Origin of the sequence: Pseudoduganella namucuonensis, assembly GCF_900116645.1 — a bacterium.
Taxonomy (GTDB): Bacteria; Pseudomonadota; Gammaproteobacteria; order Burkholderiales; family Burkholderiaceae_D; genus Rugamonas; species Rugamonas namucuonensis.
The window spans coordinates 25,460-51,257 of sequence record NZ_FPBO01000040.1; the positions used below are offsets into that span (position 1 = coordinate 25,460).

20 protein-coding genes are annotated in these 25,798 nt (G+C 66.7%); 16 read left to right on the forward strand and 4 right to left on the reverse strand.

The annotated features are described in order from the left end of the window. Nucleotides 1-119: 119 nt before the first annotated feature. Both BM436_RS38580 and BM436_RS29810 read right to left on the reverse strand, forming a co-directional pair. Complete coding sequence (locus BM436_RS38580) at nt 120-1,745, reverse strand: methyl-accepting chemotaxis protein (protein ID WP_093559658.1); 1,626 nt, start codon at nt 1,743-1,745, stop codon at nt 120-122. Nucleotides 1,746-1,899: 154 nt separating this feature from the next. After that, entirely contained in the window at nt 1,900-2,781 is an 882-nt protein-coding gene (locus BM436_RS29810) for a nuclear transport factor 2 family protein (protein WP_177307618.1), read from the reverse strand. A gap of 172 nt (nt 2,782-2,953) precedes the next feature. Between BM436_RS29810 and BM436_RS29815 the strand changes: the two genes are divergently transcribed. Beyond that, a complete protein-coding gene (locus tag BM436_RS29815) occupies nt 2,954-4,330 on the forward strand; it encodes a diguanylate cyclase (RefSeq protein ID WP_093559662.1) in 1,377 nt (458 codons plus the stop codon). A 322-nt stretch (nt 4,331-4,652) separates the two neighbouring features. On the opposite strand, the gene BM436_RS29820 is transcribed toward BM436_RS29815, so the two are convergent. Next, on the reverse strand, nt 4,653-5,747 hold the full coding sequence (locus BM436_RS29820) for a type IV pilus twitching motility protein PilT (protein WP_093559664.1): 1,095 nt from the start codon (nt 5,745-5,747) through the stop codon (nt 4,653-4,655). On the opposite strand from BM436_RS29820, the gene BM436_RS36525 reads away from it, so the two are divergent. From BM436_RS36525 to BM436_RS29860, 10 genes are all read left to right on the forward strand, one after another. Next, nucleotides 5,740-6,120: a hypothetical protein gene (locus BM436_RS36525; protein ID WP_143133361.1), complete on the forward strand. Its 381-nt coding sequence runs from the start codon at nt 5,740-5,742 to the stop codon at nt 6,118-6,120. The two genes, BM436_RS29820 and BM436_RS36525, sit on opposite strands and share 8 nt — an antisense overlap. Nucleotides 6,121-6,205: 85 nt before the next feature. Then, nucleotides 6,206-6,406, forward strand: a complete 201-nt coding sequence (locus BM436_RS29825) for a hypothetical protein (RefSeq protein WP_093559666.1) — start codon at nt 6,206-6,208, stop codon at nt 6,404-6,406. Nucleotides 6,407-6,487: 81 nt separating this feature from the next. Then, the gene (locus tag BM436_RS37295; RefSeq protein ID WP_177307620.1) at nt 6,488-6,640 is read left to right on the forward strand and encodes a hypothetical protein; all 153 of its coding nucleotides are present in this window, start codon (nt 6,488-6,490) and stop codon (nt 6,638-6,640) included. A 175-nt stretch (nt 6,641-6,815) separates the two neighbouring features. Continuing rightward, nucleotides 6,816-8,492, forward strand: coding sequence for an efflux RND transporter periplasmic adaptor subunit (locus tag BM436_RS29830; protein WP_093559668.1), 1,677 nt, complete (start codon nt 6,816-6,818; stop codon nt 8,490-8,492). 255 nt (nt 8,493-8,747) lie between these two features. Further along, entirely contained in the window at nt 8,748-9,353 is a 606-nt protein-coding gene (locus BM436_RS29835) for a response regulator transcription factor (RefSeq protein ID WP_229490869.1), read from the forward strand. 229 nt (nt 9,354-9,582) lie between these two features. After that, nucleotides 9,583-15,033: a hypothetical protein gene (locus BM436_RS29845; protein ID WP_143133362.1), complete on the forward strand. Its 5,451-nt coding sequence runs from the start codon at nt 9,583-9,585 to the stop codon at nt 15,031-15,033. A gap of 105 nt (nt 15,034-15,138) precedes the next feature. Then, nucleotides 15,139-15,279: a hypothetical protein gene (locus BM436_RS37300; protein ID WP_177307622.1), complete on the forward strand. Its 141-nt coding sequence runs from the start codon at nt 15,139-15,141 to the stop codon at nt 15,277-15,279. A 3-nt stretch (nt 15,280-15,282) separates the two neighbouring features. Continuing rightward, nucleotides 15,283-16,254, forward strand: a complete 972-nt coding sequence (locus BM436_RS29850) for a methyltransferase regulatory domain-containing protein (protein WP_093559676.1) — start codon at nt 15,283-15,285, stop codon at nt 16,252-16,254. Further along, nucleotides 16,241-17,755 (forward strand): class I SAM-dependent methyltransferase, encoded by a 1,515-nt coding sequence (locus tag BM436_RS29855; RefSeq protein WP_093559678.1) that lies wholly within the window; start codon nt 16,241-16,243, stop codon nt 17,753-17,755. Before BM436_RS29850 ends, BM436_RS29855 begins: the two co-directional genes overlap by 14 nt. A gap of 117 nt (nt 17,756-17,872) precedes the next feature. Then, nucleotides 17,873-18,262, forward strand: coding sequence for a hypothetical protein (locus BM436_RS29860; protein WP_143133363.1), 390 nt, complete (start codon nt 17,873-17,875; stop codon nt 18,260-18,262). Nucleotides 18,263-18,284: 22 nt separating this feature from the next. Here the strand turns inward: BM436_RS29860 and BM436_RS29865 are convergent, their stop codons facing one another. Further along, a complete protein-coding gene (locus BM436_RS29865; protein WP_093559682.1) occupies nt 18,285-18,836 on the reverse strand; it encodes an RNA polymerase sigma factor in 552 nt (183 codons plus the stop codon). A 221-nt stretch (nt 18,837-19,057) separates the two neighbouring features. On the opposite strand from BM436_RS29865, the gene BM436_RS29870 reads away from it, so the two are divergent. The 5 genes from BM436_RS29870 to BM436_RS29885 all read left to right on the forward strand — a co-directional run bounded on the left by BM436_RS29870 (nt 19,058) and on the right by BM436_RS29885 (nt 25,770). Beyond that, nucleotides 19,058-20,269: an efflux RND transporter periplasmic adaptor subunit gene (locus BM436_RS29870; protein ID WP_177307624.1), complete on the forward strand. Its 1,212-nt coding sequence runs from the start codon at nt 19,058-19,060 to the stop codon at nt 20,267-20,269. Beyond that, complete coding sequence (locus tag BM436_RS29875; RefSeq protein ID WP_093559686.1) at nt 20,266-22,248, forward strand: MacB family efflux pump subunit; 1,983 nt, start codon at nt 20,266-20,268, stop codon at nt 22,246-22,248. Before BM436_RS29870 ends, BM436_RS29875 begins: the two co-directional genes overlap by 4 nt. 14 nt (nt 22,249-22,262) lie before the next feature. Continuing rightward, nucleotides 22,263-23,645, forward strand: a complete 1,383-nt coding sequence (locus BM436_RS29880; protein WP_093559688.1) for a TolC family protein — start codon at nt 22,263-22,265, stop codon at nt 23,643-23,645. Nucleotides 23,646-23,817: 172 nt separating this feature from the next. Beyond that, nucleotides 23,818-24,150, forward strand: a complete 333-nt coding sequence (locus BM436_RS36530; protein ID WP_143133364.1) for a hypothetical protein — start codon at nt 23,818-23,820, stop codon at nt 24,148-24,150. A gap of 405 nt (nt 24,151-24,555) precedes the next feature. Next, nucleotides 24,556-25,770, forward strand: coding sequence for a hypothetical protein (locus BM436_RS29885; RefSeq protein ID WP_093559690.1), 1,215 nt, complete (start codon nt 24,556-24,558; stop codon nt 25,768-25,770). The last annotated feature ends 28 nt before the right edge of the window (nt 25,771-25,798 follow it).

The following is a 25,798-nucleotide window of genomic DNA, read 5'->3' on the forward strand; positions in this document are numbered from 1 at the left end:
CTGCCTTGGCGTGCGTGGGCACGAATGCCCATCAGTCGCGATGGCGAGGCGGAGGTTCCGTGACTTCCATGTCACAATTCACTTTATCTTGCCGGCTCCAGGCCGGCTCCGGGGCGGCGCTAGACGAGCCGCGGGCGCCGCAACGCCGGACGCAACGCGACCGCCGTGACCGCCGGCCCCGGCGCCGACGGGTTCCGGCGCGCGTCGACCTGGAAAAAACTCACCAGCTGCGTCAGGTTGTTCGCTTCGCGGTGCATGGCTTCGGACGTCGCCGCGGCCTCCTCGACCAACGCGGCGTTGCGCTGCGTGTCCTCGTCTATCGCCGCGATCGCGCCATTGACCTCGCGTATCCCCGATTCCTGCTCCGAACTGGCGGCGCTGATCGAACGCATGATGTCGGTGACCCGCTGGACGCTGGCCACTATCTCGCCCATGGTGTCGCCGGCGGCGTGCGCCAGGGTGCCGCCCGCGGCGATCTTCTCGGCCGAGTCGTTGATCAGGCCCTTGATCTCCCTGGCGGCCACGGCGGAGCGCTGCGCCAGGGTGCGCACCTCCGACGCCACAACGGCGAAGCCGCGCCCCTGCTCCCCCGCGCGCGCGGCCTCGACCGCCGCGTTCAAGGCCAGGATATTGGTCTGGAAGGCGATGCCGTCGATGACGGCGATGATGTCGACGATCTGTTTCGCCGCGCCGCCGATGGCGTCCATGGTCTCGACCACGTCGGCGACCACGGCGCCGCCCCTGCGCGCCACGGACGAGGCCGATTCGGCGAGCGCGTTCGCCTGCGCGGCGTTGCCCGCGTTCGCGCGCACCGCCAAGGTCAGTTCGCCCATCGCCGAAGCGGTTTCCTCCAGCGCCCCGGCCTGGTGCTCGGTGCGGCGCGACAAGTCCAGGTTGCCCGACGCCAGTTCGCTGGAGGCGGCGTCGATCGCGTGGGCGCCGTCGCGCACATGGGTCACCACGCCGGCCAGGCGCACGGTCATATCGTGCAGGGCGTCGAGCAGCTGGCCGATCTCATCCACATGATCGGGATTGTCGAAGGTGCGCAAGTCCCCTTTCGACACCCGCACCGCGAGCGCCAGCGCGTGCCGCAACGGCACGACGATGCTTTGGATCAGGCTCCACGCCAGCCCGGCGCCCAAGGCGACCGCCAGCGCGCCGAAGCCGAGCAGCGTGGCGCGGCTGGCGCGGTACTGATCGGCGGACTCGGCCGCCAGCGCGCGCGCCTGCCCCGCCTGGTATTCCAGCAGCCGTTCCAGCGCCGCGATGTAGGCGTTGTAAGTGGATTGCAAGTCGCCGTCGGCCAGGTGCTCGACCTCCTGGGTACGCCCCACCTCCTTGAAGGCGAACACCTTCTTTCTGACCGAAAAATACGCGCCGCCCGCCACGTCGGCCGCGCGCAGCAACTCGTTTTCCGCGCCGGCGTGCTGGCCTGCGCGCAGCCTGGCCGCGATAGTTTGACTCAACTTGTCGCCCTGGTTCAACTGGCCTTGGAAGAACTCGGCCATCTCCAGGCTGTCGGACTTGGCGATCGACAGCGCCCGGATGCCGTTCAGCCGCGCCACCCCGAGCAGCTCGGACGCCAACTGCTGCTTGGCCAGTTTGTCGTTGACCAGGAACTCCGTGGTTTGATTCGCCGCTTCCAGCTTCCACAGCGCGATCGCCGTCATGCCCACCATAATCAATAGAACCATGCCAAAGGCAAAGAGGACGCGTGGACCGGTTTTCAGCTTGGGAATGTTCATGTTGTCGGGTGTACTTGGCGATGGGACTCGGGCGGAATTGATTCCGCATGCTTGCGATCTCTTGCAGATTGCAAGCATCGTACCCGCCAAATATGTCAGGGTGATGGCAAAGCCACCCCGAATACGCGCCGAACGCCCCCCGGCCCGTCCCGCCTCACTTGCGGCTGTCCTCGCGCACGATTTTCCACGCCCCGTCGTGCTTCTCCAGGACCAGCGTCTTCTGGACCGTGGAGGAGGAGCGGTCCGAGCGGTAGCTTTGCTCGAACGTCGCCGTGGCCCTGCTCCCGTCCAGGGACACTTGCGGCGTCTTCAGCGCGACGTGGATCACCGAGGCTTCCTTCAGGCGCGCGCCGCGTTCGGCCTCCCACGCGGCGCGCGGGATATCGCCCGGGGGCTGGAAGTCCCGGCCGTAGAAGGCCAGGTAGGCCGGCACGTCGCGCGCGCTCCAGGCCTGCGCCCACGCGTGGACGGCGGCCACCACCTCGGCCTCCTGCTTGGGCACGCCGGCCGCGCGCTCGCCGCCGTAGTTCATCGCCGATTGCAGCAGCGCCTGCCTGGCGCGCACCTCGGCGTTGTTCGGCTCCAGCTTCAGCATCGCGGCGTAGGATTGCGCGGCCAGCTGCAGATACATGTCGGCCAGGTTCTCGTGGCCGCGCGCGTACCCCGGGTTCGCCTTCACGGCGCCCTCCAGCGCCGCCCGCGCCTTGTCCGGCTGGCCGGCCGCCGCGTGCAGCACGGCCAGGTTGTTGTACAGCTCCGGCATGGCGGGATAATCGGCCGACAGCGCCGTCAACAGCGCGATCGCCTCGTCGCGCCGGCCCAGGCCGGTCAGGGCCAGGCCCTTGAGGAAGCGGATCCGCGGGTCGTCCGGCTTGGCCGCGAGATGCTCGTCCGCGCGGGCCAGCGCCGTGTCGTAGCGCTTGGCGCGCAGCAGCGCCGACACGTCCGACACCTCGACCGCGAAGACCGGCGCGCACAGCGCCGCCGCGGCCATCGTCACCGTGATGAGCTTTCCGAAACCCGCGGACTTGCGCATATTCTTCCTCGTTCTAAAGTGATCGTCGAATATAAGGCAGCGTCGGCCGCGACACCACCTAGCAATACTACTTAGCAATATACCGCTTAATCCGCCGGAATTAAATACCATACGGCAACATTATCGCGATATACTGGCCGCCACCGGCACGCCCTCCCATCAAGACACGACCATGCAGACACCGCCCGCCCCCCCGCCCGCCGCGCCAGCCGCGCGCAAGATTTGCCTGCTCGGCGACAACGGCCTGCTGGCGCGCGACACGGCCATGCGGCTGCGCGGCGCCGGCTACGAGGTCACCGTGGCGACCGAACTCGAGCGGCTGGCGCCGCTCTCGGCGCAACAGCCCCTGGGCTGCATCGTGGTCGATCCCAGCACGCGCGACAGCCGCTACGCCGATCCGGCCTGCGTGGCCCGCGTCCGCGCGCACTGCGCCGCGCCGGTGCCCGTGCTGTGGCTCGCGCCCGTCAACAACTTCGAGACCCGCCTGGCCGCCGCGCGCGCCGGCGTCGACGGCTACCTCGCCAAGCCGGTGGAGATGGCCGCGCTGAAGGAACGCATCGAGTCGCTGGCCCGGGGCATGGACAAACAGCCCCACCGCGTGCTGGTGGTGGGCAGCGACGCCGGCAGGCTCGCCGCGGCCGAGGACGCGCTGGCGCGCGCCGGGATGGAGGCGATGCGCCTGCACAAGCCGCTCGATCTGGTCGGCACGCTGAGCCGCCACCACCCCGAGGCCGTCGTGATCGACGTGCGCACGGACGCCTGCGACGGCGTGGACCTGGCGATGCTGATCCGGCAGGACAAAACCTTCCTGGACCTGCCCGTGCTGGTGCTGTCGGAGGACAGCGCCCCGGCGGCCCGGCGGCGCGCCATCGCCGCCGGCGTCGACGATTTCCTGCCCATGCCGGTCGCGCCGGAGGACCTGGTGTTCGCCGTCGCCGGCCGCGTCGAGCGTTCGCGCGCGCTGCGCGGCCTGATCATGCGCGACGCCATGACCGGCTTGTACAACCACGCCTCGATCAAGGAACAGGCCGCGCGCGAGATCGCGCGCAGCAAACGGGAGGGCGCGCCGCTGGCGCTGGCCATGACCGATATCGATTTCTTCAAGAAGATCAACGACAGCCACGGCCATCCGGTGGGCGACCAGGTGATCCGCGCGATCGCGCAGCTGCTGCGGGAGCGCCTGCGGCACGGCGACCTGGTGGGCCGCTACGGGGGCGAGGAATTCGCCGTGATCATGCCGGGCACCTCCGCCGCCGCGGCCGCCGCCGTGATGGACGAGATCCGCGAGGCCTTCGGCCAGTTGCGCCACAGGGCCGACGACGCGGAGTTCCAGGCCACGTTCTCGGCCGGGGTGGCTGAGCTGGGGGACGCGGCCGGCGGGGCGGACGCCGCCGGCATGTTCCGCCTGGCCGACGAGGCGCTCTACCAGGCCAAGCGCGCCGGCCGCAACCGTGTCGCGCTGGCGGGGAAGGGCGGACTCGCCACCGGGCCCACTGGGCCTGGCGGCTCCGCCGCATGCGTGCGGGCCTGCGCCCGTCCGGCGGAATAACGCTTCGCGTTATTCCGCCCTACTGGACCCGATCTGTTCGTATCGGCGAAGAGCACAAAGAAAGGGCGCCCGAAGGCGCCCGCGCATAAGCTATTGCCGGACCCGCGTCCTTATCCTTTGATGTCCGTGTGCGGGCAAACCTCGTGCGCCAGGTTCTTGCCGGCTTTCACCAGGTCCGTGGTCTGGTTCAACACATTGGTCACTGCCTTCAGTGGATTGATCATTTTCTTCTCCTATCATAAGTTGATTACAAATACCGCTTGCCCCCTGCCTCGCTCCGAGACAGGCACTTATGAGTGGAGCCCAATGCGTTTCAGTTCCATCAGCGCTTGCTGTTGAGTATTTCGTGCAGTTCCAGGCGGTTGTAGGTGGCGCGCATGGCGTCCTTCGCGCTCACCGCCTTCTTCGCCACCAGCTGCGCCAGCACCTCGTTCAGGCTGCGCGACATATTGTCCTCCTTGCGGCGCATGAACTCCGCGATCAGGTGCAGCTTGCCCAGGTCGGCGATGTAGGGCGCCACCTGCTGGTTGTTGTTGAACACCATCTCGTGGGCCAGCACGACGTCGTCGCCCTGCTCGCTCGGCACCAGGCTTTGGAACACCACGCCGATCAGCGACTTGGCCAGCCCCGCCGCGCGCTGCTCGCGCTGCTCGGGGGGGAAGAAGCCCAGCAGCTTGGTGATCGCGCTGACGGCGCTGTTGGTGTGCAGCGTCGCCAGCACCAGGTGGCCCGACTCGCCGGCGTGCAGCACGGTGTCGGCGGTGTCGAAGTCGCGGATCTCGCCCACCATCAGCACGTCCGGCTTCTGCCGCATCGCCTCGCGCAGGCCGGAGGAGAAGCTGGCCGTGTCGGCCGGCACCTCCTTTTGCGAGATGATCGACTGCTTGCGCCGCAACTGGTACTCGATCGGCTCCTCGATGGTGATGATGTGCGCGCTGCGGGTGGCGTTGATCTGGTCCAGCATCGAGGCGATGGTGGTGGTCTTGCCCGAGCCGGTCGGGCCGGTGATCAGGATGATGCCGCTGGTGGCCTCGAGTATGGTCTTCACGTATTGCGGCAGGCCGGTCTTGTCCAGCGGCATGGGATGCAGCGGCAGGCGCCGGATCGAGACCGTGACCTTGGTGCCGCCCGAGGTGCGGAACACGTTGCAGCGCAGCCGGTAGTCGGTGAGCACGAAGGGCCGGTCGATCGCGCTTTCGATGATCTTGTCCTCCCAGTCCTCGTCGATCGCCTTCAGGACCGGCACCATGTCCTCCAGCGTCACGGGCTCCGCGCTGACCTCGCGCCAGCCGCGCGGCGTCTTCATCATCATCGGCATGTCCTGTTCCAGATGGATATCGGAGAAGTGCTGGCCCGAATTCACCAAGGCGATCAATTCGTCTAATAATTCGCGGGACAAGGAAAAGTCGTTGGACATGATTTACCTGATGTTGGAAAGGATCGGCCCAAGTATAGCGCGACTGCATCATGAGGAACAGTCATGGAAGCGGTTTGGCGCCGCATCGGCCCGGCAAAAAAAACACGTAAAAAAAGTGGAACCACCTTTCAAGCGCGGGCCACCTATGTTCGACCGCTTCAAACAACAACGCTTGCTAGACGGTCTTGACCGATTAACCAGCCACTTCGAGGAGTATTCCATGAGCACGATCACCAACTCGTCCGACCGCAGCACCTACAACCAAATCAACGACATGAAGCACGTCGAAAAGAACAACGAGGCAATGGACGCGGCCAACCTGGAAATGAAAAACAACAAAAAGGGCCGCGACAATATCCTGAACAGCATCTGATCCGTTCGCAAGGCCGGACAACACAGTTTTGATCTCATGGGGGCATCCGCAATGCCCCCATTCTCTTATCGACGGGAGAAATATCATGGCCAGCTACCAGCAGAACCTTTCCGTTGCCTCGTCACAGAACGGCAACCAGCCCACCGACAACCCCATGGTCGCGGCGGCGCAATCCAGCGCCCAGGACGCGATGGCGTTCCAGCTTTGGGTCTCGGAACAGTCCCACACCCTGGGACGCCTGAAGATCTTCCACACCATGGCGAAGTCCATCAACGACCAGCAATAGACGTCGAGGCAACAGTTTCGATTCCCCAGATGCCGCCCGACGGCATCTTTTCATTTTTATCCACTTGTTTTGGGAGGCAACATGTCGACTATAACCGCCGCGTCCGACCGCTCCACGCAGCGCTCGATCAAGCAGCAGAAGGCCATCGGCGAGGTGACGGACGCGATGGACGACACCGCCATTTTCCTCAAACTGATGAAGAAGGCGGAGGAGGCCGCCCAGGCGGCGGCCTAGTTTCGCGCCGCGGCTTGCCTTCCTGGCATGGAACCGCCCGTTTTATTTCAGCCACAAAGGATGAGATCGCCGCGAACGACAGTCCCACGCTTGTTGCTGGCGGCGCTCGACACAAACCCAGTTGTTCCCCGTTTCCAGGCGTGGAATGTGATCAATATCGGATATTGGAGAAACCATGAGCAGCGTACAAAACAACAGCGGCGTCACCATCAACATCTACAACACCGCGCCGCCCCCCACCGGCAACTTCGCGCCGCCGCGGGGCTTGACCTTCGATGACCAGAACGACACCGACATCGACAACGGCCAGGACAACAACGGCGGCGACGGCGGCGCGTTCGACAACCTGCCCCTGCCGGCCTGGGCCAAGTCGGCCTTGAAGAGCCTGTTCGGCGGCCCGGACGCCAACCTGCCCTCGTCCTCGGACGCCGCCAAGACCATCCGCGACTTCCAGAAGCAAAACGACATCGGCCTGCTGGGCAGCGAGCAGGTCCAGCAGATGGCCGAGACCGGCTACTGCACCATGCCCAACGGCGAAACCGAACCGGTGCCGGAGAACGTGAAGGCCGCCGCCCAGAAGATGATGGCCAACAACGGCGAGCTGTTCAAGAAACTGGAAACCGCGATCCGCCCCGAGCACGACGGCCTGCTCAGCGCGGCCGACTACGACGCCGCCCTCAAGGACGGCAGCATCGGCAAGCCGGGCACGCGGGACCTGAACGCGCCGACCGAGCAGTGCCTGGACATGGGCGCCTTCCTGAAACTCGTGATGGACGGCGTGCTCAACAAGAGCCACCGCCCAACCGAATTCGCCGCCGCCGAGACCATCCAGGGTTTCCAGAAAGAGCACAACATCAAGCATCTGAACATCGACCAGGTCAAGCAGATGGCGGACACGGGCTACTGCACCGGCAGCGACGGCAAGACCGACCCGGTGCCGGAGGACGTGCAGCTGGCCGCCAAGAAGATGACGGACAATAATTGCGAGCTGTTCAAGAAACTCGAAACCTCCATCCGCAAGGAAGCCGACGGCCTGCTCAGCACGCAGGACGTGGATCGCGCCGCCCAGGACGGCCTGCTCAGCAAAGCCGGCGGCAATGGCAATGGCACCGGCAACGGCCTGTCGGCGCCGCACAAGCACGAGGCCAACACGCTCGACGAATTCCTGCAGCACCTGGCCGACGACTTGCGCAGCAGGGGCGAACTCGACGAAAACGGCTTCGCCCGCGCGCCGGCCACCCCCGGCCCGGACGGCCTGCCGCCAACCGGCAACGTCAACAACGGCCCCGCCACCAAGTCCGAGTATGGCTCGATAGACACCATGGCGACCTTCCAGAAGGAGCAGATGGGCAAGGAACACCTGAGCCGCGACCAGGTGCAGGAGATGGCCGAGACCGGCAAGCTGACCAAGGCCAACGGCGTGAGCATGGACGTGCCGCAGGAGGTGCGGGAAGCGGCCAAGACCATGATGGCCAACAACGGCGCCCTGTTCGACAAGATCGAGGTGGCGCACAACGGCAAGAAGGACGGCCTGATCTCGGTGGCCGACTACAAGCCGGCCCAGAACCAGTCCATCAAGGACAGCGCCGCCGCCATCGTCGACTTCCAGAAGACCGAGCTGAACGGAGACTTCCTGACGCAGGCCAAGATGAACGAGATCGCCAAGACCGGCAGTCTCACCAAGGACGACGGCACCGTGGTCCAGGTGCCGCAGAAGGTGGTCGACGCCGCGAAGAGCTATATGGACAACGACGCGAAATTGTTCAAGGAGGCCGAATCCTGGCAGGACAACAAGCATGACAATAAACTGAGCGTCAAGGATTCCGAGAGACGCGCGGCGGCGGCGGCGTAAATAGCGGAACCGTCTAAGTAAAATCCCGTAGATTCAAGCGCCTTCCCCCGGGAAGGCGCTTGTGTTCGCCGGCACGGTAGCGCAGCTTCTTAAGACAAAATCCCCGATAGCAATTATCATAGCGAAAATTCACGCGGGGATTAATCGAAGAAGCGAATGAATATCGCATGCCTTATACGCAACGCATCGGTTCTGGAATTGGTCCGTGCCACATTGAGGCAGGCGGGATTCAACTGCATCCCCTATTCTTCCGAGGTGTTATTGTTCCGCGCCTTGCCCAGGCAGGAATTCGATCTCATCCTCATCGACTTCGCGGCCGCGCCCAGCGCCGATGACACCATCCTGTCCTGGCTGAACTGCCGCGCCGTCAGCGACACGCCGGTGCTGGGCCTGTCGCCGCTGCGCGAGGCGCAATTGACGGTGCTGGTGCTCGGCAGCGGGGCCGACGACCTGCTGGTGCGGCCGTTCGACCCGGTCGAACTGGTGGCGCGGGCGCGCGCCCTGATACGCCGCTGCAACCGCGGCGCCGCGCGGCGCAAGATCGAACTGGCCGGCTTCATGCTGGACCGCGACAACAGCGCCTCCGCCTTCCGCGGCGCGCCGATCGACCTCACCTCGCGCGAATTCGGCCTGGCGTGGATGTTCTTCTCGTCGCCCGGCGTCTACATTTCCCGCGAAACCATCGGCACCTCGATCTGGAGCGCGGCCAGCGAAGTGGCCGGCCGCACCATCGAGCAGCACGTCTACAAGCTGCGCAAGAAACTCCAGCTCGGCCCGGAACGCGGCGTCGGCATCCGCACCGCCTATGGCCAGGGCTACCGGCTCGAGCTGATCGGGCAGGCCGGCGCCGGCGCGGGCTGACACCGGCCCTTCCGTTTCACCGCCGCCGTGCGCGGCGATCGCGATGGCGCAGCCATCGGGCGCCAGCCCGCGCAGGCCGTTCGGCCACGTGCATCCCATATCAAAACGCTCATTCCGCCGGGGAACCGGACGCCGCCATTCGCCACACATAGGCACGCGGCTGCATCGTCTTCAAGGCCAGCCGGCATCCGCACGCCTACCGACCCGCACACGAGACAGAAAAACAATCATGAGCCTACTTTCCAGCATCCTCAAGCCCATCATGCCGCGCGCCATGCATCGGGCGACCGAAACTTCCACACCGGCGACCGCGACGTCGTCCAACACGCCGCCGACCACCACCACCAACGAGGCGGATGCGCAGGCCAGGGCGGACCAGGGCAAGAAATCGAGGAATCGCTTCATGCATTTCCTGGGCAAGAAACAGAAACCGGCCCAGCCGTCCTTTGATCAGGCGCTGGCCACGCTCCAGGCCAAGTACCCTCGCGCGACCGACGGCGGAGGAGCGAAAACCGAGACCGACCCCCACCAGGTCCAACCCGATCCGGCCAAGCTCAAAGGCCAGGCCACCGGCCCGGAATTCGAGACCGGTTCCTCCTCGCAGGCGAACTCGACCCTTGAGCCCAACCCCGACGCTGAAACGCAGGTCAACGCATCCGGCCACGACGCCGGGCCCACCGCCGATGCCGAGGCCAGTTCCTCCTCGCAGGAAGACCCGATCCTCGAGCCCAACCCCGACGCTATAACACAGGCCAACGCATCCGGCCACGACGCCGGGGCCTCCGCCGATGCCGAGGCCAGTTCCTCCTCGCAGAAGGACTCGACCCTTGAGTCCAACCCCGACGCTGAAACGCAGGCCAACGCATCCGGCCACAGCGCCGGGGCCTCCGCCACCGATGACGTGCAAGCCACCGCGCTGGAGGAGCCCGTCGACGTCCGCACCCCGCACCAGGTCGCGCAAGGCATCCTGGACCGGGTCAAGCAATCGCTGGTCGACAGCATCACGACTGACGTCCTCGACGACATGGTGGCCGAGGCCATGGAGGGTATCGAGGATACGGCCCACGCGAACATGATCTGGGGGCTCATGTCGGCCAATTTACTGAGTGGGATCGAGGAGCTCACCGCGGACGCCCTGACCGAGACCGAGGAAAACGTCACGGCCCAGGTCCAGCAAGAGATTGAGGCCGGTGTCGATGCTATGGCGCAGGAAATCCTCGAGCACATCATCAACGCCAGCGGTCCGACGCAGGTGGACATTCCGCCCGGCTCCGCCCATGAAATCGAGGAAACCGAACCGCCCCAGCAAACCGGACCGGCCGCCAATGTCGCTCCGCTCACGCCTGCCCAATCGGCCATCCTCGATCCGCAGACGCACGAAATCAGGCAGGACAAGCTGAAGACGCTGGCCGCCGATCTGGGCGGCTACCTGGACAGCATGTCCGGGCTGCTGGGAGCGTCCGCGGTGGCGACGCTGAAGGAGGGTCTTGAGCAGTTGAACCACGTTGCCGGCAAAAAGGTCGGACCGCAGGAATCCAGCCACGGCGGCGTGGGCCTGGACGCGCGCGACTGCTATAAGAGCCTGGCGAAGGACTGCGCCCGCCTGGCGAAAGGCGCCCCCGAGGAACAGCAGGAAGTGCTGCTGACCCTGCGCGCGCTCTTCGACGAATTGAAGCGCCACCATCTGTCCAGTGCCGCCACGCCGCTTTTCAAGGAATACGCCGCCGCCGAACTCGAGAAGATGAAAAAGGACAACATCGGCCTGGTCGAAGAACGCGCCTCCGCCGCCATCGTCAGCACCGGCGAAAAGAAAATCGGCATCAAGGTCGCGAAGGTGCAGCTGGAGGGGAAGGCGGACCGCAAGCGCGACATGAAGCGGGACGAGGACAACGACCTCATGAACACCGACTACAAGAGCGCCAGCCTCGGTATCGGGGGCGCCATCAAGAAAATCCTGACGCTCAAGGGCGCGGTGAAACTGACCAAGGGCGGGCGGTATCGCAAAACCGGCAACTTCCCCAACCTGGCCAAGATCGTCGCGTCGGACGAATCCAATCACCGCTCCAGCTTGCACAACGCCATGATCGGCAACTCCGCCGGCCCCACCGCGCGCAAGCGCGACGGGCTGTATCAAAAGTGGTTCAAGCGGGCGAACGCGCGCATGCTGCACTCCGAAGCCTCCGCTCCCCGTTACCTGTCGTCGGACAAGGTGGCCAAGGGCGCCTACAACACGACCGCCATTCACGCGGCGGCCACGATGCTGGACAATAAACTGGGCGCGCCCGGCGCCGGCGAGAAGACGCTGGCCCAAATCGTCAAGGCCGCGTACCCGTCGCTCTCCGACCTGTCCGCCACCCCCGCCAGCGCCATGGACTATGCGCCGATACCAACACTGAGCAGCGGCACCACGCTGCGGGGCAAGGAAAAGAAGACCACCATCACGGGGGTGGAGGTGGGCCTGGAGGGGAAAGCCGCCCTGCCCAATTTCCTGGGCAATGAGTGGAAAATACTCAAGCCCGGCAAGGACGGCAAGCCCGAACCGGTCTCCAACAAAGGCTTCACCGGCATCGCGGAGGCCAGCGGATCGGTGAAGGCCAGGCGCGTCGAGACCGCGCTTGAACGGCTGAAGCCGCTGCACACCATGACCACCACCGGCTACACCAAGGACATGCGTGTCAGCCTGAACCTGTTGGGCACGCTCGAACACGCCGGCAATAAGAACGACACGCCGGAGCACCAAAGGATCAACGCCAAACTCGCGCTCTATCGCGATATCAATGCTTCGTTCACGGAAGCCGCCGGCGAGGCGCTACCGTCCCACGACGTCAACTTCTTCGGCCCGGACATCGACATACCCCCGACCTACCTGGGCACGGTTCGCGCCCCCAAGGAAAAATTGGGCGCGCTGCTGGACGCGGTGACCGGCGCATGCGACAACCTGCAACAGGTCTACGCCAGCTTCGAGGAGGCGGCCGGGACGCTGCATATCGCGAACAGGGGCAAGGATCCCCAGGCGCTCAAGGACGATTTCGCCACGCGGCGGGACGCGGCCGCGGCCGAGACGCTGGGCAATGTATGGAAGCAAGGCTACCCCGGGCTGGCCACGGACGAGGCTGGCCAGCCATCGACCAAGGGCCTGGGCACGGACAGCACCAAGCGGCGTGAATTCATCGCCGACAGCCATGACGCGATCAGCACCGCGCTGGCCAGCGTGGGCACGCATCTGGAAATCGTCAAGGCCAGGATCCTCGAGGAGCACAAGGCGGACCCGGCCGCCCTGGAGAGGGAACCTCTGGCGGACATACTCAAGAAGGTCGACACGGCCAACAAGAAGTACACGGGATTGAGCAAGGCCATCGAGGCCGGCAACATACCGGTCGCCAAAAACGAGCTGTACCGTTACAACTCGCTGGCATGGGCCAAGGTCAACGGGCGAAACGAACTGGAGGTGCAAGTCGGGGTGAAAGCCGCCGCCCAGTTCAAGCTTATTTCCACCATCACCGAACAGTTGACGGGGAAGGCGACCGGCGTCATCGCGGACATCAACAACTCGGCCGCGGCCGCGGGGCTGACACTGAGCTTCAAGTACATGGACCAGGACCATCCCAACTTCAGCCGCAAGGGCGAATTCCTGGAGTTCTCCGTGGTCGGCGCGGCCGGCAATCCTGCGGCCGGTCCACTGATGGAAAAGTTCATGCGGGAGGTGTCCAAGGTGCTCGGCGGACCCGGCCAGTTCGCCGATACGGAGGGCGGCGGCTTCAAGAAGGAGGCGCTCAAGCAGGCCGCCGCCGCCACCAGCCTGATCGACTCCAGCGGGGAGACCCAGTTCATCTGGCGGATGCACAAATACTCCGAGGTTCCGGACAGCAAGTACGATTTCCAGTCCTTGAAGGTGTATCAGCGACGCAAGGAGGGCATCGGCGCCTCGCTCAGCGTCCCAACCGGCGCGGTGGACCTCGAATTTGGCATGAAGGTAGGCCAGGAAAACATGGTGCCCGTGTTCGAGTACATGGGGCGCGATATCGGCCACCACATCATCAACTACGCCCCCATGGGCGCGGCGTTGACGAAGGCGGAGGCGGCGCAAAAGAAGGAAGCGGCGGATCAGAAAGCGGCCGCGGAGGCGGGCGGCGGGGACACCGCCGTCTCCGCGCCCAAGGACAAGCACGCGCATCTGCGGAACTTGCTGGACAAGGACGAGAACCTCTACCTCAAAAACCAGTTCTTCGCGTCGAACGCGATCTTCGACGTTGTCGAGGACTACGAGGCCTTCAAGAACAACCGGGGCGACGCCACGAAACAGAGCAACTTCTCGTTCTTCCACACCAACAAGCTCGAAGAGTCGGCGCAGGTCGCCAAGCTTGCGGACGCCACCGCGGCGGGCAAGGAGCTGAAAACCGCGCTGCCCACCCCGTTGACCGAGGTGCGGATCGCCGTGCCCGAGCGCGCCGCGCTGGCGGCGGCGAAGGAGGCGCTCAAGGGCATGAATGCGGACCAGCGCGCGGATTACCTCCTGACGACCCCGGAAGGCCAGGCCGTCTTCGACGCCTACACCAAGGTGCTGGGCAATTACAAGGAAATCAACACCTTCGCCACCACGCTGCACAGCTACGCGCCCTACCTCAGGCAGGAGGAACAGTCCGAGTTGAAGCAGACCATCGCGCGTCCCTGGAGAACGATCAAGAACGCCGCGTTCGCGGCCACGCCGTTCATCGGCGGCGTCTCGGGCGGCGACCGCAAGGCGGCGGAATACATGAGCGCCAGGGGCCTGTTCGAGGAGGGGCGGAAAATGGACCTGGAGGACCTCGCGGGACTGCGCCAGCAACGGGGCGTGCCGGACGCGGACGCCACCAAACAGACGCAGAGCTGGCTCGCGCAGCACCGCATGGCGGTCGCCGACAACCAGACCACGGGCGCCAAGAGCATGATCATCGCCTACCTGCAGCACGCGACCGGCGACTACGGCAAGCTGCACCTGGCGGCGGCGGACAAATACCTGGCCCGTCTTGGCGAGCAGGGCATGACCGACCCGGCCAATCCGTCGCAGGCCGATCTGGAACGGGTGATCGCGGCCATCAACAAGGATTTCGGCAAGTCCGGCGGGGTGCGCATGATGGCGCCCGGCGCCGAGGGATACCCGGTGTGGACCGGCGACGTGGACCATGGACAGGAAAGCCAGAACCACACGGTCATCCTGCGCGACCGGAACGAGAAAGGCGAGGAAACCTTCAGCGCGGTGCTGCACAAAGGAGAGCTCCAGTTCGACGTCATACAGTCGCGCAAGAGCGCCGACCAGATGATCAACCAGCTGGAGAATAGAACCAAGGTCCGGGAGCACATCACCAACCCCGAAAACAGATTGACCGGCACGGCGATACGCGAGGGGGTGGACTTTGTCGAGGGCAAGGGACGCATGGAGAAGTTCGGCAAGCTGGCCTCCGCCACGCTGGCCGACTACCGGAACCCCATCCGCAAGGTGGTGCGTGAGATGTCGGACTACGAACTGAGCCAGTGGATCGGCCGCATTGAATCGATAGGAGGCAGGGATGGCGACGTCAAGGAAGGGCGGAAGGAACAAGAGAAGCGCAAGCTGATGAAGGCGAAACTGGGCGGCTCGCCGCCGCCAAGCACCGGCGGCGAGCACTCAACCGCGATCCCAAGCACGTCCACGCCGGCATGACGGCGGGCTCGGCCATGGAACCGGCGCCGGGCGTCCATGCACTCATGTATGCGGACGCCCTGGCGTTGACCGCGCCCCTCCAATCATTTTATTGGCGTGATCACCATGCATAAATCGCTTACCCCCGGTTTCCTGTCCGAACAACCCGGCCGGGCCGCCACACAGCCGGCTTCCGCCGGTGCCGGCCATGGCCTGGACGACGGCTTCCCCTGGTACCGTATCCGCCGCCTCGCGAAGAAAGACTGAGCCATGGACCGCGACCAAGGCTACGCGGCGCATGCGGCCGGCGCGCTCCAGGACCCGGCGCATCTGAGCCGCGCCTGCCTGCTCCAAGGCTACGAGCCGGTGCCCACCGACAGGCCGTTCCGGTATATCGCGCTCGGCCGCGGCCAGGATTCGGAGCTGAGCCGGGCCGCCGCCGGGCATCCCCACGCCAGCTTCTACGCGGCGGCCTGCGGCGCGCCCGGCGCAGGCGGCGACGCCGCGCCGCGCCAGGCCGCCCCGTCCAACCTCACGCTGCTGAAAACCGGCCTCGCCGACCTGGCGCCGGCGATGGAGGGCCAGCCGCCGTTCGACTTCATCGTCCTGCGCGGCGACTACGACCGCCTGCCGCCGGAGGGCCGGCGCCACGTGGTCGACTTCATCGTGCGCCACCTGAACCCGGGCGGCATCGTCCACGTCGGCTACAACGCCCTGCCGGGCGGTTCGACCGGCCATCCGCTGCAACGCCTGCTGCTGGAATACCAGGCCGCCCACGCCGAGGCGGCGGGCGGCGCCGCGGCCGCCGCGCGCCGCTCGGTGCAGGCGCTGGCCGGCCACGGCGCGGCCTACTTCGATTCCAACCCCGGCATGCGGGCGCTGTGGGAAGGTCTCAAGGACCGCTCCGGCGACGGCCTGAACCGCCTGGAACCGCTGTACTTCGCCGATGTGGCGCGCGCCTTCGCCGCCGCCAAGCTCGATTTCGTCGGCGCCGCAACGCCCCCGCCCGCCCCCGCCCTGACGGCGCAACAGAGGGAGTTCCTGGACCAGGCGCCCGATCCGGTATTGCGCGAAACGCTCAAGGACTACCTCCACAACACCGCCTACCGCTCCGACCTGTTCGTGCGGGGCGCGCGCCGCATGCACCCGCTGCGCCGCCGGCAATGGGAAGAGCGCCTTGGCCTGACACCGGCGGACACGCACAACAACATAAACAGGAAGGTTGCCCATGAGCTGGAATAACGGCTATGTATCCGACATCGAGTACCCGGCCGGCTTCTTCCCCGAGCAAGGCCCGGCCTGGCTGAACTTCACCTGCCTGCTGAACGGCTACCAGCCGGCCGAGACCGGCGAGCCGTTCACCTATTGCGAACTCGGCTGCGGCACCGGCATGACCGCCAACGTGCTCGCCGCCAGCAATCCGCACGGACGGTTTTACGCCTGCGACTTCATGCCGGCGCATATCGCCGAGGGACGCGAACTGGCCGGCGGGGCCGGCCTGGACAACCTGACGCTGCTGGAAAACAGCTTCGACGACCTGGCCCGCGGCGCCATCGACCTGCCCATGTTCGACTTCGTCACCATGTACGGCGTGTACGGCTGGGTGAACGAGGAAAACCGCCAGTTGATCGTCAACTTCCTGGCGCGCTACCTGAAGCCGGGCGGCGTGGTCTACCTCAACTACAACGCCATGCCCGGCTGGGCGGCGGTGCATCCGCTGCAAAACCTGATACGCAACGTGGCGGACGCCTCCGTGGGTACGCGCGCGCAGCGCTGCGAACAGGCGCGGCGCGTGGTGGACCAGCTCCATGGCCTGCGGGCGAAGTACTTCACCGACAACGACAGCGGGGAAATGCGGCTGCGCCTCGATTCCGTGCGCCTCGACGACGTCGGCTATGTGGCGCACGAATACATGAACGACGGCTGGCAGCCGCTGTACCACGCGGACGTGGCGCGCCAGCTTGCCGGCGCCGGCCTGGATTTCATCGGCAGCGCCAGCCATTACAGGTCCTTTCCCGGCCTGTACCTCGCGCCGGAACAGCAAGAGCTGCTGCGGCAAAGCCCGCCGGCCATGCGCGAGACCGTGGCCGACTACCTGAGCAACACCAGCTTCCGCGAGGACGTGTACGTGCGCGGCGCGGCGCGCCTCTCGCCGGAACAGCAAGCCGCGTGGCTGGGGCGCATGGGACTGGCGCTGACCGTGCCCCGCGGCCTGGTGAAACACAATATCAAGCTCGTCACCGGCGAGCTGTTCGAGAAGGCCGGGCTGATCCCGCCCGTGCTCGACGCCCTGGCGCAAGCGCCGCGCACGCTGGCCGAACTGATGGCCCTGCCCGCCTTCCGGCAAGAGACGGCGGCCATGCTGTACCAGGTGGCGGCCCTGCTGATCGGCTCCAGGCAGGCGTGCGCCTGCCATGTCCGCCAGGGCGACGGCGGCGGCGACGCGGCGGCCGGCCGGCTGAACCGCGCCATGGCGGCCGCGCCCCAGGGGCACAGCGCGAACCGCGTGCTGGCCTCGCCCGTGCTGGGCAACGGCGTCGTCACGAGCACGATCGCGCAATTCGTCCACCGGGTGCTGTGCGAAATGGATGGGGGGGCCGCCAACGCGGACGCGGTGGCGGAGCGCGTGTGGGACGTGATGGAGGCCGAGGGCCATGGCCCCAGGGACGCGGAGGGGACGGAGAAGATCCATCGCATCCTGGAAAAACTGGTCCCGCTCTGGCGCCAGCTGAGGATTTTGTAGATCGGGAAATGCGAATACAATGGGGGCTGGGCTGTTCCGCCCACCCCGCAAACCACCCGAGAGAGGCCGATCTTGCCGCAGGACCCAACAACCGAATCCGGCGCGCTGGATGGCTCCGTGGCGCAGCTCACCCGCCTGTTGCGCGAACTGGTCGAATTGACCGGCGAGGAAGCCGGGCCCGTGCCCATGCTGGAGCTGCAGTTCGGCGACATCCTCACCCGCACCACGGTGCAGGCGTCCGATGGAAATTATCTGGTGATCACCGCGATGCTGCCGCAATGCGGCGAAGAGGGCTATGTCGCGCAGGCGAGCGAGGTGGGGTCCACGCTGGCGGCGCAAGGCATGGAGTATCTGTGGCACGCCGACGAGGGCCGCCACATCGGCGTGCGCAGGGTGCCGCTGACGGAGCTGACCGACGAACGCGGCGTGATGGATGCGATATTGACAACCTCGGACCAGGCGGCCGCCTGGTTTTCCACCCGGTGCGGCGGCAAGCCGCCCGCCTGACCGGGCTCCCCGCTCCCCCGTTTCAAGCCTGGCCGCGCCACTCGGCGCGCACGGCGGCGCGCACCCGCGACACGCGCGAACGCACCGTGCCGATCGGGATGTCCAGCTGCTCGGCCGCCTCCTCGTAGGTCGAATCGCCCTCCAGCACCGCCTCGAAGGTGCTGCGGATCTTGGCCGGCAGCGCGTCCAGCAGCGCGTCCACCTTGCCGGCGATCTGGCGCAGCTCGACCAGCATCGCCGGGTCGGCGTGGCCGTCGGCGATCTGCTCCATGAAGCTTTCCTCGACCTCCTCGTACAGGTCGGCGCAGTTGCGGCGCACCTGGTTGCGCGCCAGGTTCAGGGCGATGCCGAACAGCCAGGTCGACGGCTTGGACAGGCCGGAAAAGCGGTCCGCGCAACGCATCGCCTCGATGAAGGTCTTTTGCACCACGTCCTCGGCGTCCTCGGTGCTGCGCACATAACGCTGCACGAAGCGCAGCAGGTGCTGGCGGTGCGCGCGGTACAGCTGGTCGATGTCGATGGCGACCGGCGCCGCTGGCGTTTCGACGGTGTTGACGTTTGCGTTTGCGTTCATGTTCCGGTCTCCTGGTAGTCGTGTTTGACTGCGATGGATGAACGATATCAGCCGGCCCCGGCGGCGCGGGGATTCGGTGAGGATTCGTGAGACATTGAGGATTGTTGAGGTTTCGGCGCGCCCGCCGCTTGATCCCCCCTCCTTGACAGACGGAACCCTTGGGAACCCTGCCGCCACTCAATGGCAACGAGTGCGCCATGGGGGTGCGGAAGAGTCGACCGATGCAATCATTTCACATTGAGCCATTGACGGCGGCGCGGAAAGCGGCGCGCTTGCGGCGTGGCGGCCTCGCCGTGCTCGCCGCGAGCCTGGCCTTGCTCATTCTGGCCACTCCCGCCAGACTGCCCAAGGCCACCGGCGACGCCGGGGCGGACTTGCGCACCGTCACCGTGGCCATCGGCGATATCGAATCGACCGTGCTGGCCAGCGCCACGCTGCAGGCCGTCAACCAGGTCAACATCGGCGCGCAGGTCTCGGGCCAGGTGCAGTCGCTCAAGGTGACGCTCGGCCAGGAGGTCGGCAAGGGCGACCTGATCGCCGAAATCGACGCCACCCCCCAAAAAAACGAGCTGCGCAATGCCGAGGCCGCGCTCAAAAGCCAGGAAGCCCAGCTGCGGGCCAAACAGATCGCGTTGCGGCTGGCCGAGTCGGCGCTGCAACGCCAGCGCGTCATGCTGGAGCGGGACGCCAGCTCGCGCGCCGATTATGAAAGCGCCGAGGCGACGCGCGACATGGCGCGCGCCGAAACCGCCGCGCTTGAGGCCCAGATCGAACAGGCGCGGATCCAGGCGGACAAGGTCAGGTTCGACCTCGGCCGCGCCGCCATCCGCGCGCCGATGGGCGGCACGGTGATCGCCATCGTCACGAAGGAAGGGCAAACCCTCAACTCGGCGCAGCAGGTGCCCACCATCGTCAGGCTGGCCCGTCTGGACACCCTGCAGGTCAAGGCGCAGATTTCGGAAGTGGATGTGGCCCGCGTCAAGGCGGGACAGGCGGTCTATTTCACGCTGATGGGCAATCCCGGCCGCCGTTACCACGCGCGGCTGGAGGTCGTCGAGCCGGTCCCCGACGGGGCGAACCAGGAGGCGCCGGCGGGCGGCGGCGGAGCCGCCTCGGCCGTGTATTACAACGCCCTGTTCAGCGTGCCCAACCCGGACGGCGGACTGCGCATCGGCATGACGGCGCAAGTGTCCGTCGTGCTGGCCCGCGCCAGCCAGGTGGTCACGGTCGCGCGCGCCGCGCTGGGGGAGCCGCGCCCGGACGGGCGTTATGTCGTGCGGGTGCTCAAGGAGGGACGGTTCGAGACGCGCGAGGTGCGGGCCGGCCTGGGCGACCATCTGAATATCCAGATCCTGGACGGGCTCAAGGCCGGCGAGCGGGTCCTGCCGCCGGACGGGCCCGCGCCGGACGCCGCGTCCGCGGACGCGGCATGAGCGTCGGCGACGGCCCGGCGCCGTCCCCGCCCCTGCTCGCATTGAAGGGCGTGTGCCGGGACTTTTCCTGCGGCGGCGAGGCCGTCCGCGTGCTGAGCGACATCGACCTGGGTATCGACGCGGGCGAGATGGTGGCCATCGTCGGCCCGTCCGGTTCGGGCAAATCGACCTTGATGAACATCCTCGGCTGCCTGGACCATCCCAGCGGTGGCGACTACCGGGTCGCCGGCCAGCCCACGCGCGCGCTGGGCGCGGACGAACTGGCCCGCCTGCGGCGCGAACACTTCGGATTCATTTTCCAGCGCTACCATTTGCTGGCCGACCTGAGCGCGCTGGCCAACACCGAAATGCCCGCCATCTACGCCGGCGTGCCGGCCCCGCAACGCCGGCGGCAAGCGATGGCGCTGCTGGCCAGGCTCGGACTCGGCGACCGCATGGGCCACCGGCCCTCGCAGCTGTCCGGCGGCCAGCAGCAGCGGGTCGGCATCGCGCGCGCCTTGATCAATGGCGGCGGCATCATTCTCGCCGACGAGCCGACCGGCGCGCTCGACAGCCATCACGGCGCGGAGGTGATGAAGCTGCTCTCCGAGCTCAACGCCGGCGGCCATACCGTGATCATCGTCACGCACGACATGCGCGTGGCCGAGCATGCGCGCCGCGTCGTCGAAATCAGCGACGGCAGGATAGTCGCCGACCGGCGGCGCGCGGGGCCGGCCGGTCCCGCGGCCGTTCATGGGCCCACGGCCGGCGCAGCGCCCCCAGACTCCTGGCGCGGCCGTTGGGAACGCCTGCGCGAAGCGTCCACCATGGCCTTGCTCGCCATGCGGGCGCACCGGCTGCGCACGCTGCTGACGATGATGGGCATCGTCATCGGCATCGCGTCCGTGGTGTCGGTGGCCGCCCTGGGCGAGGGCTCGCGCCAAAAGGTCGCGCGCGAGATGGGCGAGCTCGGCACGAATACGCTGGAAATTTATCCCGGCCAGGAAATCGGCGCCGGCCCGTCGGCAGGCAGCGCCCGCCTGACGCCCGAGGACGCCGACGCGCTCGCCCTAGAGCCTTATGTCGACAGCGTCGCGCCCACCGTCGGCGCCGCCGTCCCCCTGCGCTATGCCGGCATCAAGGCCCACACGCAAGTCAACGGCGTGGGAGAGCAGTATTTCCGGGTAAAAGGCATGCGGATCGCCGAGGGCCGGGCGTTTTCGAGGGAAAGCGTGCGGCGCTACGCGCAGGAGGCCGTGATCGATCAACGCACCGGCATCAAGCTGTTCGGGCAAGACGGCGCGCCCGTTGGCAAGGTGATCCTGCTTGGCGGCGTGCCGGTGCGCGTGGTCGGCGTGGTCAAGGACGGCTTGGACCTGTCGACCGGCCCCGACAGCCTGAACGTGTGGCTACCGTATACGGCGGTGCAGGGACGGCTCGCCGGATCGGCCGCGCTGCAGTCGATCGGCCTGCGCATGCGCGACACGGCCCCGCCCGAGGACGCGAAGGCGGCGGTGGCGCGATTGCTGAGACAACGGCAAGGCGGCCTCGATTTCCACACGTCGAACAACGACGCCCTGCGCGAGACGGTCACCAGCACCAACGGCGCGCTGAACCTGCTGATCACGTCGATCGCGCTGATCTCCCTGCTGGTCGGCGGCATCGGCGTCATGAACATCATGCTGGTGTCGGTCAGCGAGCGCACCCGCGAGATCGGCATACGCATGGCCGTGGGCGCCCGCCAGGGCGACATCCTGCGGCAGTTCCTGATCGAGTCCGTGCTGGTTTGCCTGATCGGCGGCGTGCTCGGGATCGCGCTGTCGTTCGGCGTCGGCCACTTCTTCAACAACGCCAACCGGCAATTCAGCATGGTCTTTTCGGCCGGCGCGATCGCCGCCGCCTTCGCCACCTGCACCGTGGTGGGGGTGCTGTTCGGTTTTGTACCGGCGCGCAACGCCGCGCGCCTCAATCCGGTCGAAGCCCTGGCCCGGGAATCCTAATCGGGAGAATAACCGTGCGCATTCATTACGCCCTCGTCGCCCTCGGCGCCCTCGTCCTGTCGGGTTGCGCGCCGCTGGGGAAAACACCGTACGCCGCGCCGCCGCTGCCTGCGCCGGACGCCTGGCGCCAAGGCGCGGGGCCAGCGGCCGCCGCGGCGGCGCGGGACCACTGGTGGCGCGACTTCCAGGATCCGGCGCTCGCGGCGCTGGTGGAGGACGCGCTGCTGCGCAACAACGATCTGGCCGCCGCCGCCATCGCCGTGCGGCGCGCCCGCCTGCTGGCGGGCCTGACGGACAGGAACGCGCTACCCCAGCCCAGCGTGACGGTCGGCGCGGGCGCCGCGCGCGATCTGCGCGGCGATGCGGGCGCCACGCGCTCGTATTCGGTCTCCGCTGGGATGGCTTACGAAGTCGATCTGTGGGGCAAACTGTCGCTCCAGCGCGACGCGGCGCAATGGGCGGCGCAGGCGAAGGAGCAAGACCGCCAGAGCGTGGCGCTGTCCCTGATCGGCACCACCATGGGGCTGTACTGGCGGGCGGGATATCTGAATGAGCGCATCGCCCTGGCCGCCCAAAGCATCGGGCATGCGCGACAGGCGCTGGACATCGCGCGCGTCAAACACGCGGCGGGCGCGATCGCCACCCTCGACGTGCTTCAGGCCGAACAAACCCTCGCCAGCCAGCATGCCGACCTCGCCCAATTGGAGTATCAACGCGAGGAGAACAGGACCGCGCTGGCATTGCTGTTCGACGCCCCTTCCGGCGTCCCCCTTCCGGAGCCTGAACAATTGCCCGACGGCCCCTATCCCGCCATCGACGCGGGGCTGCCGGTCCACCTCCTGTCCCGGCGGCCCGATGTGCGGGCGGCCGAACTGCGCCTGCGCGAAACGCTGGCGGCAGGGGACGCCAGCCGGATGGGGTTTTATCCGGCGCTGTCCCTGACCGGCAGTCTCGGCGCCGGCAGCCCGGCCTTGCTGTCGCTGTTGCGCAATCCCGCCGCGGCGCTGGGCGCCGGCCTGGCGCTGCCGTTCATCCAATGGCAAGAGATGAAGTTGAACGCCGGGATCGCGCGGGCGGACCACGAGCGCGCCGTGATCGCCTTCCGGCAGGCGTTTTATCGCGCGCTGGGCGAGGTGGAAAACGCGCTCTCGCGACGCCAACAGCTGGCCGGGCAGGCCGACTACCTCGACCAGGCGCTGGCCACGGCGCGCAAGGCGGAGCGCATCGCCGAAATCCAGTACCGCGCGGGCACCGTGCCGATCAAGTCATGGCTCGATGCGCAGGAGGCGCGCCGTTCCGCCTCGACGATGGCGGCGGCCAATCGCCTGGAGCGCCTGGCCGCCCATGCCGCCCTGTACCAGGCGCTGGGCGGCGGCGCGGCCGTATCGCCGCCGTAGAGGGAACCACTGGCTCGGACGCATCCACCCATCGATAACAAGGAGCAAGCAAAGGCCTTGATAAACGAGAGGGTAAACGGGAGCCCGGCTTCCGCCAACCCACATCCGCGCCAGAGCACGGCACCACCCCGCCGTGTCGATCGCCTGGCGCAACCACTATCAGGAGAAATGAATGAAAAATCCGAACAATAAAAACGCCCTGGGGCGCAAGGCAGCCACCGTAGTGGCGCTGACCGCCGCCATGGCTGCCACCGTGGCCAGTTCGCCGGCTTCCGCCTATCAGCGTTACTCCACCCAAGGTGCCCTTATCAACAAGCACGGCGAAAAATTCCTGGGCCACGGCAACACGAAAGCCAAAGCACTGGCTGATGCTTTAAACGGGGCAAGGTGCCTGTTTGGCCGGGAGCTCCAACGTTCGGCGCCGACCTATACGGTCATGTATAACAACACATGGTGGAACGCCACCGTGACCTTTACTTGCTCGGGCATACCAGTAGGCGAGTAGTGGTTCAATTGGGTTCGTCACCGACACTTGGATCCTGTTGTTGATGCCTCGCGCTGGCTGCTTGCATCGCCAGCGCACCTCGCGACGACTCCTCGCCACCCGCGACACGTTCTCCCCGCGGGTCGAATCTCCCTCCAGCAGCACCTCGAAACCGCTGCGTATCCTGGCCCGCGGCGCGTGCACCTTGCCGGCGATCCGCTCCATAAAACCCTCCTCCAGCGCCACGTACACGCCGGCGCAGTCGCGGTCCCCGGTGCCGCGCGCAGAGCGGCCGTTTAATCACGGGCACGCGAAACGCGCGCGGCGCGGAACCATCCCGCCCGCCGATGCCACAGAATCGGCATGAACATGCCCGTCAAAAACCTACCCTTACGGACGCCCTCGCCGCTTGAGTTGAAGGGGCCGATGAACGTCGAGATCCCGCCCAGCGCGCCGGAGATCAAGACCATGTCGCGCTCGATGTTCGACCACAACCGTGTCGGCGTCACGTTCAAGGGCATCGCGCACAGGAAACCGCAGGGCGGACAGGCCGCCGAGCGCCCTCCCCGGCAAGCCATCGGCAACCGCCGCTCCCTCTCGGAAAAATCGGCTGCGCCCACCGACGACACCGGACTGTTCGACGACGACCAGGAAACGCTGCCCTACCGTGTCGCGGCGAGAAGCGCGCTCGACTCGATGCTGCAGGACGACAGCGAGAAGAACCGGGAACAGATCACCGAGGCGCTGGCGCAGATACACGAGCCCTTGCAGCAGTTCACCGTGCTGTTCGGCGCGATGAAGGAGGTCGACAACCGCGGCGGCATCGGCGACAAGCAGAAACAGTCGCTGAAGAACGCGTTCAACGAGATGATGACCAACCTGGTCAACCGCGACCGCGGCGCCATACGCAAAGGCCTGCGCGAGGGCGCCGACAATTCCCCGGTGGCCGCCAGCCTCGACGCCGCGCGCGCCGCCAGGGGCTTGTCGACCGACCTGCGCGACCTGCGCTTCAAGGTCGGCGCGCGCGCCCGCGGCGGCGTCGACGAGGAACTGTCGCCGCTGGTGATGGCCACGACGCTGCTCAAGACCGTCGGCGCGGCCTACACCGAGGAGGCGATGGAGAGCGTGTGCTCGCGGCTGATGCCCGGCCTGCGCACGCGTTCGGCCTTCAAGGAGGCGGCCTACAGCCTGACCTTCTCGGACGCCATCACCTTCTCCATCGCCCGCACCGGCTTCAAGGTCGCCCGCGACCTGCGGCGCGACCTGCTGGAGATGGCGGGCGTGCTGTGCAAGCCGCACCATGTGGAGGCCGCCACCACCCTGTTCACGGCGGCCGAACAAGGCTGGGGCAAGGGCAAGGCGAACCAGCTGGTCAACCAGCTGGTCGACCTGGCCGGCAGCGCCCCGCTCACCAGGGCCAAGGTGTACACGGTGGTGCGCCACGCGATCGACACCTTGCCCGCCACCACCTGGCCGCAGGAGAAAAAAGCGGCCAAGGGCGACCTGCTCGAGGACCTGGACCGCCAGGTGCTCAACGCCTACGCCGAGATTCCACTGCTGACGACCAAGGCCGAGCGCAAGGAAGAGGAATGGCGCAACCAGTACGCCGCCGGCCGCGCGCCCACGCCGGTCGCCAATTGAAGATCAACACCACCACGAGGTAAATAGC

Excerpts from the sequence above, each read along its gene's own strand:
- BM436_RS38580 (WP_093559658.1), bottom strand. The coding sequence starts at position 1,745 with ATGAACATTCCCAAGCTGAAAACCGGTCCACGCGTCCTCTTTGCCTTT.
- BM436_RS37295 (WP_177307620.1), top strand. The coding sequence starts at position 6,488 with ATGTCGACTATAACCGCCGCGTCCGACCGCTCCACGCAGCGCTCGATC.
- BM436_RS29865 (WP_093559682.1), bottom strand. The coding sequence starts at position 18,836 with ATGAACGCAAACGCAAACGTCAACACCGTCGAAACGCCAGCGGCGCCG.
- BM436_RS29820 (WP_093559664.1), bottom strand. The coding sequence starts at position 5,747 with ATGTCCAACGACTTTTCCTTGTCCCGCGAATTATTAGACGAATTGATC.
- BM436_RS29885 (WP_093559690.1), top strand. The coding sequence starts at position 24,556 with ATGAACGTCGAGATCCCGCCCAGCGCGCCGGAGATCAAGACCATGTCG.
- BM436_RS29810 (WP_177307618.1), bottom strand. The coding sequence starts at position 2,781 with ATGCGCAAGTCCGCGGGTTTCGGAAAGCTCATCACGGTGACGATGGCC.
- BM436_RS36530 (WP_143133364.1), top strand. The coding sequence starts at position 23,818 with ATGAAAAATCCGAACAATAAAAACGCCCTGGGGCGCAAGGCAGCCACC.
- BM436_RS29875 (WP_093559686.1), top strand. The coding sequence starts at position 20,266 with ATGAGCGTCGGCGACGGCCCGGCGCCGTCCCCGCCCCTGCTCGCATTG.
- BM436_RS29845 (WP_143133362.1), top strand. The coding sequence starts at position 9,583 with ATGAGCCTACTTTCCAGCATCCTCAAGCCCATCATGCCGCGCGCCATG.
- BM436_RS29855 (WP_093559678.1), top strand. The coding sequence starts at position 16,241 with ATGAGCTGGAATAACGGCTATGTATCCGACATCGAGTACCCGGCCGGC.
- BM436_RS29830 (WP_093559668.1), top strand. The coding sequence starts at position 6,816 with ATGAGCAGCGTACAAAACAACAGCGGCGTCACCATCAACATCTACAAC.
- BM436_RS29815 (WP_093559662.1), top strand. The coding sequence starts at position 2,954 with ATGCAGACACCGCCCGCCCCCCCGCCCGCCGCGCCAGCCGCGCGCAAG.
- BM436_RS29825 (WP_093559666.1), top strand. The coding sequence starts at position 6,206 with ATGGCCAGCTACCAGCAGAACCTTTCCGTTGCCTCGTCACAGAACGGC.
- BM436_RS29870 (WP_177307624.1), top strand. The coding sequence starts at position 19,058 with ATGCAATCATTTCACATTGAGCCATTGACGGCGGCGCGGAAAGCGGCG.
- BM436_RS29850 (WP_093559676.1), top strand. The coding sequence starts at position 15,283 with ATGGACCGCGACCAAGGCTACGCGGCGCATGCGGCCGGCGCGCTCCAG.
- BM436_RS37300 (WP_177307622.1), top strand. The coding sequence starts at position 15,139 with ATGCATAAATCGCTTACCCCCGGTTTCCTGTCCGAACAACCCGGCCGG.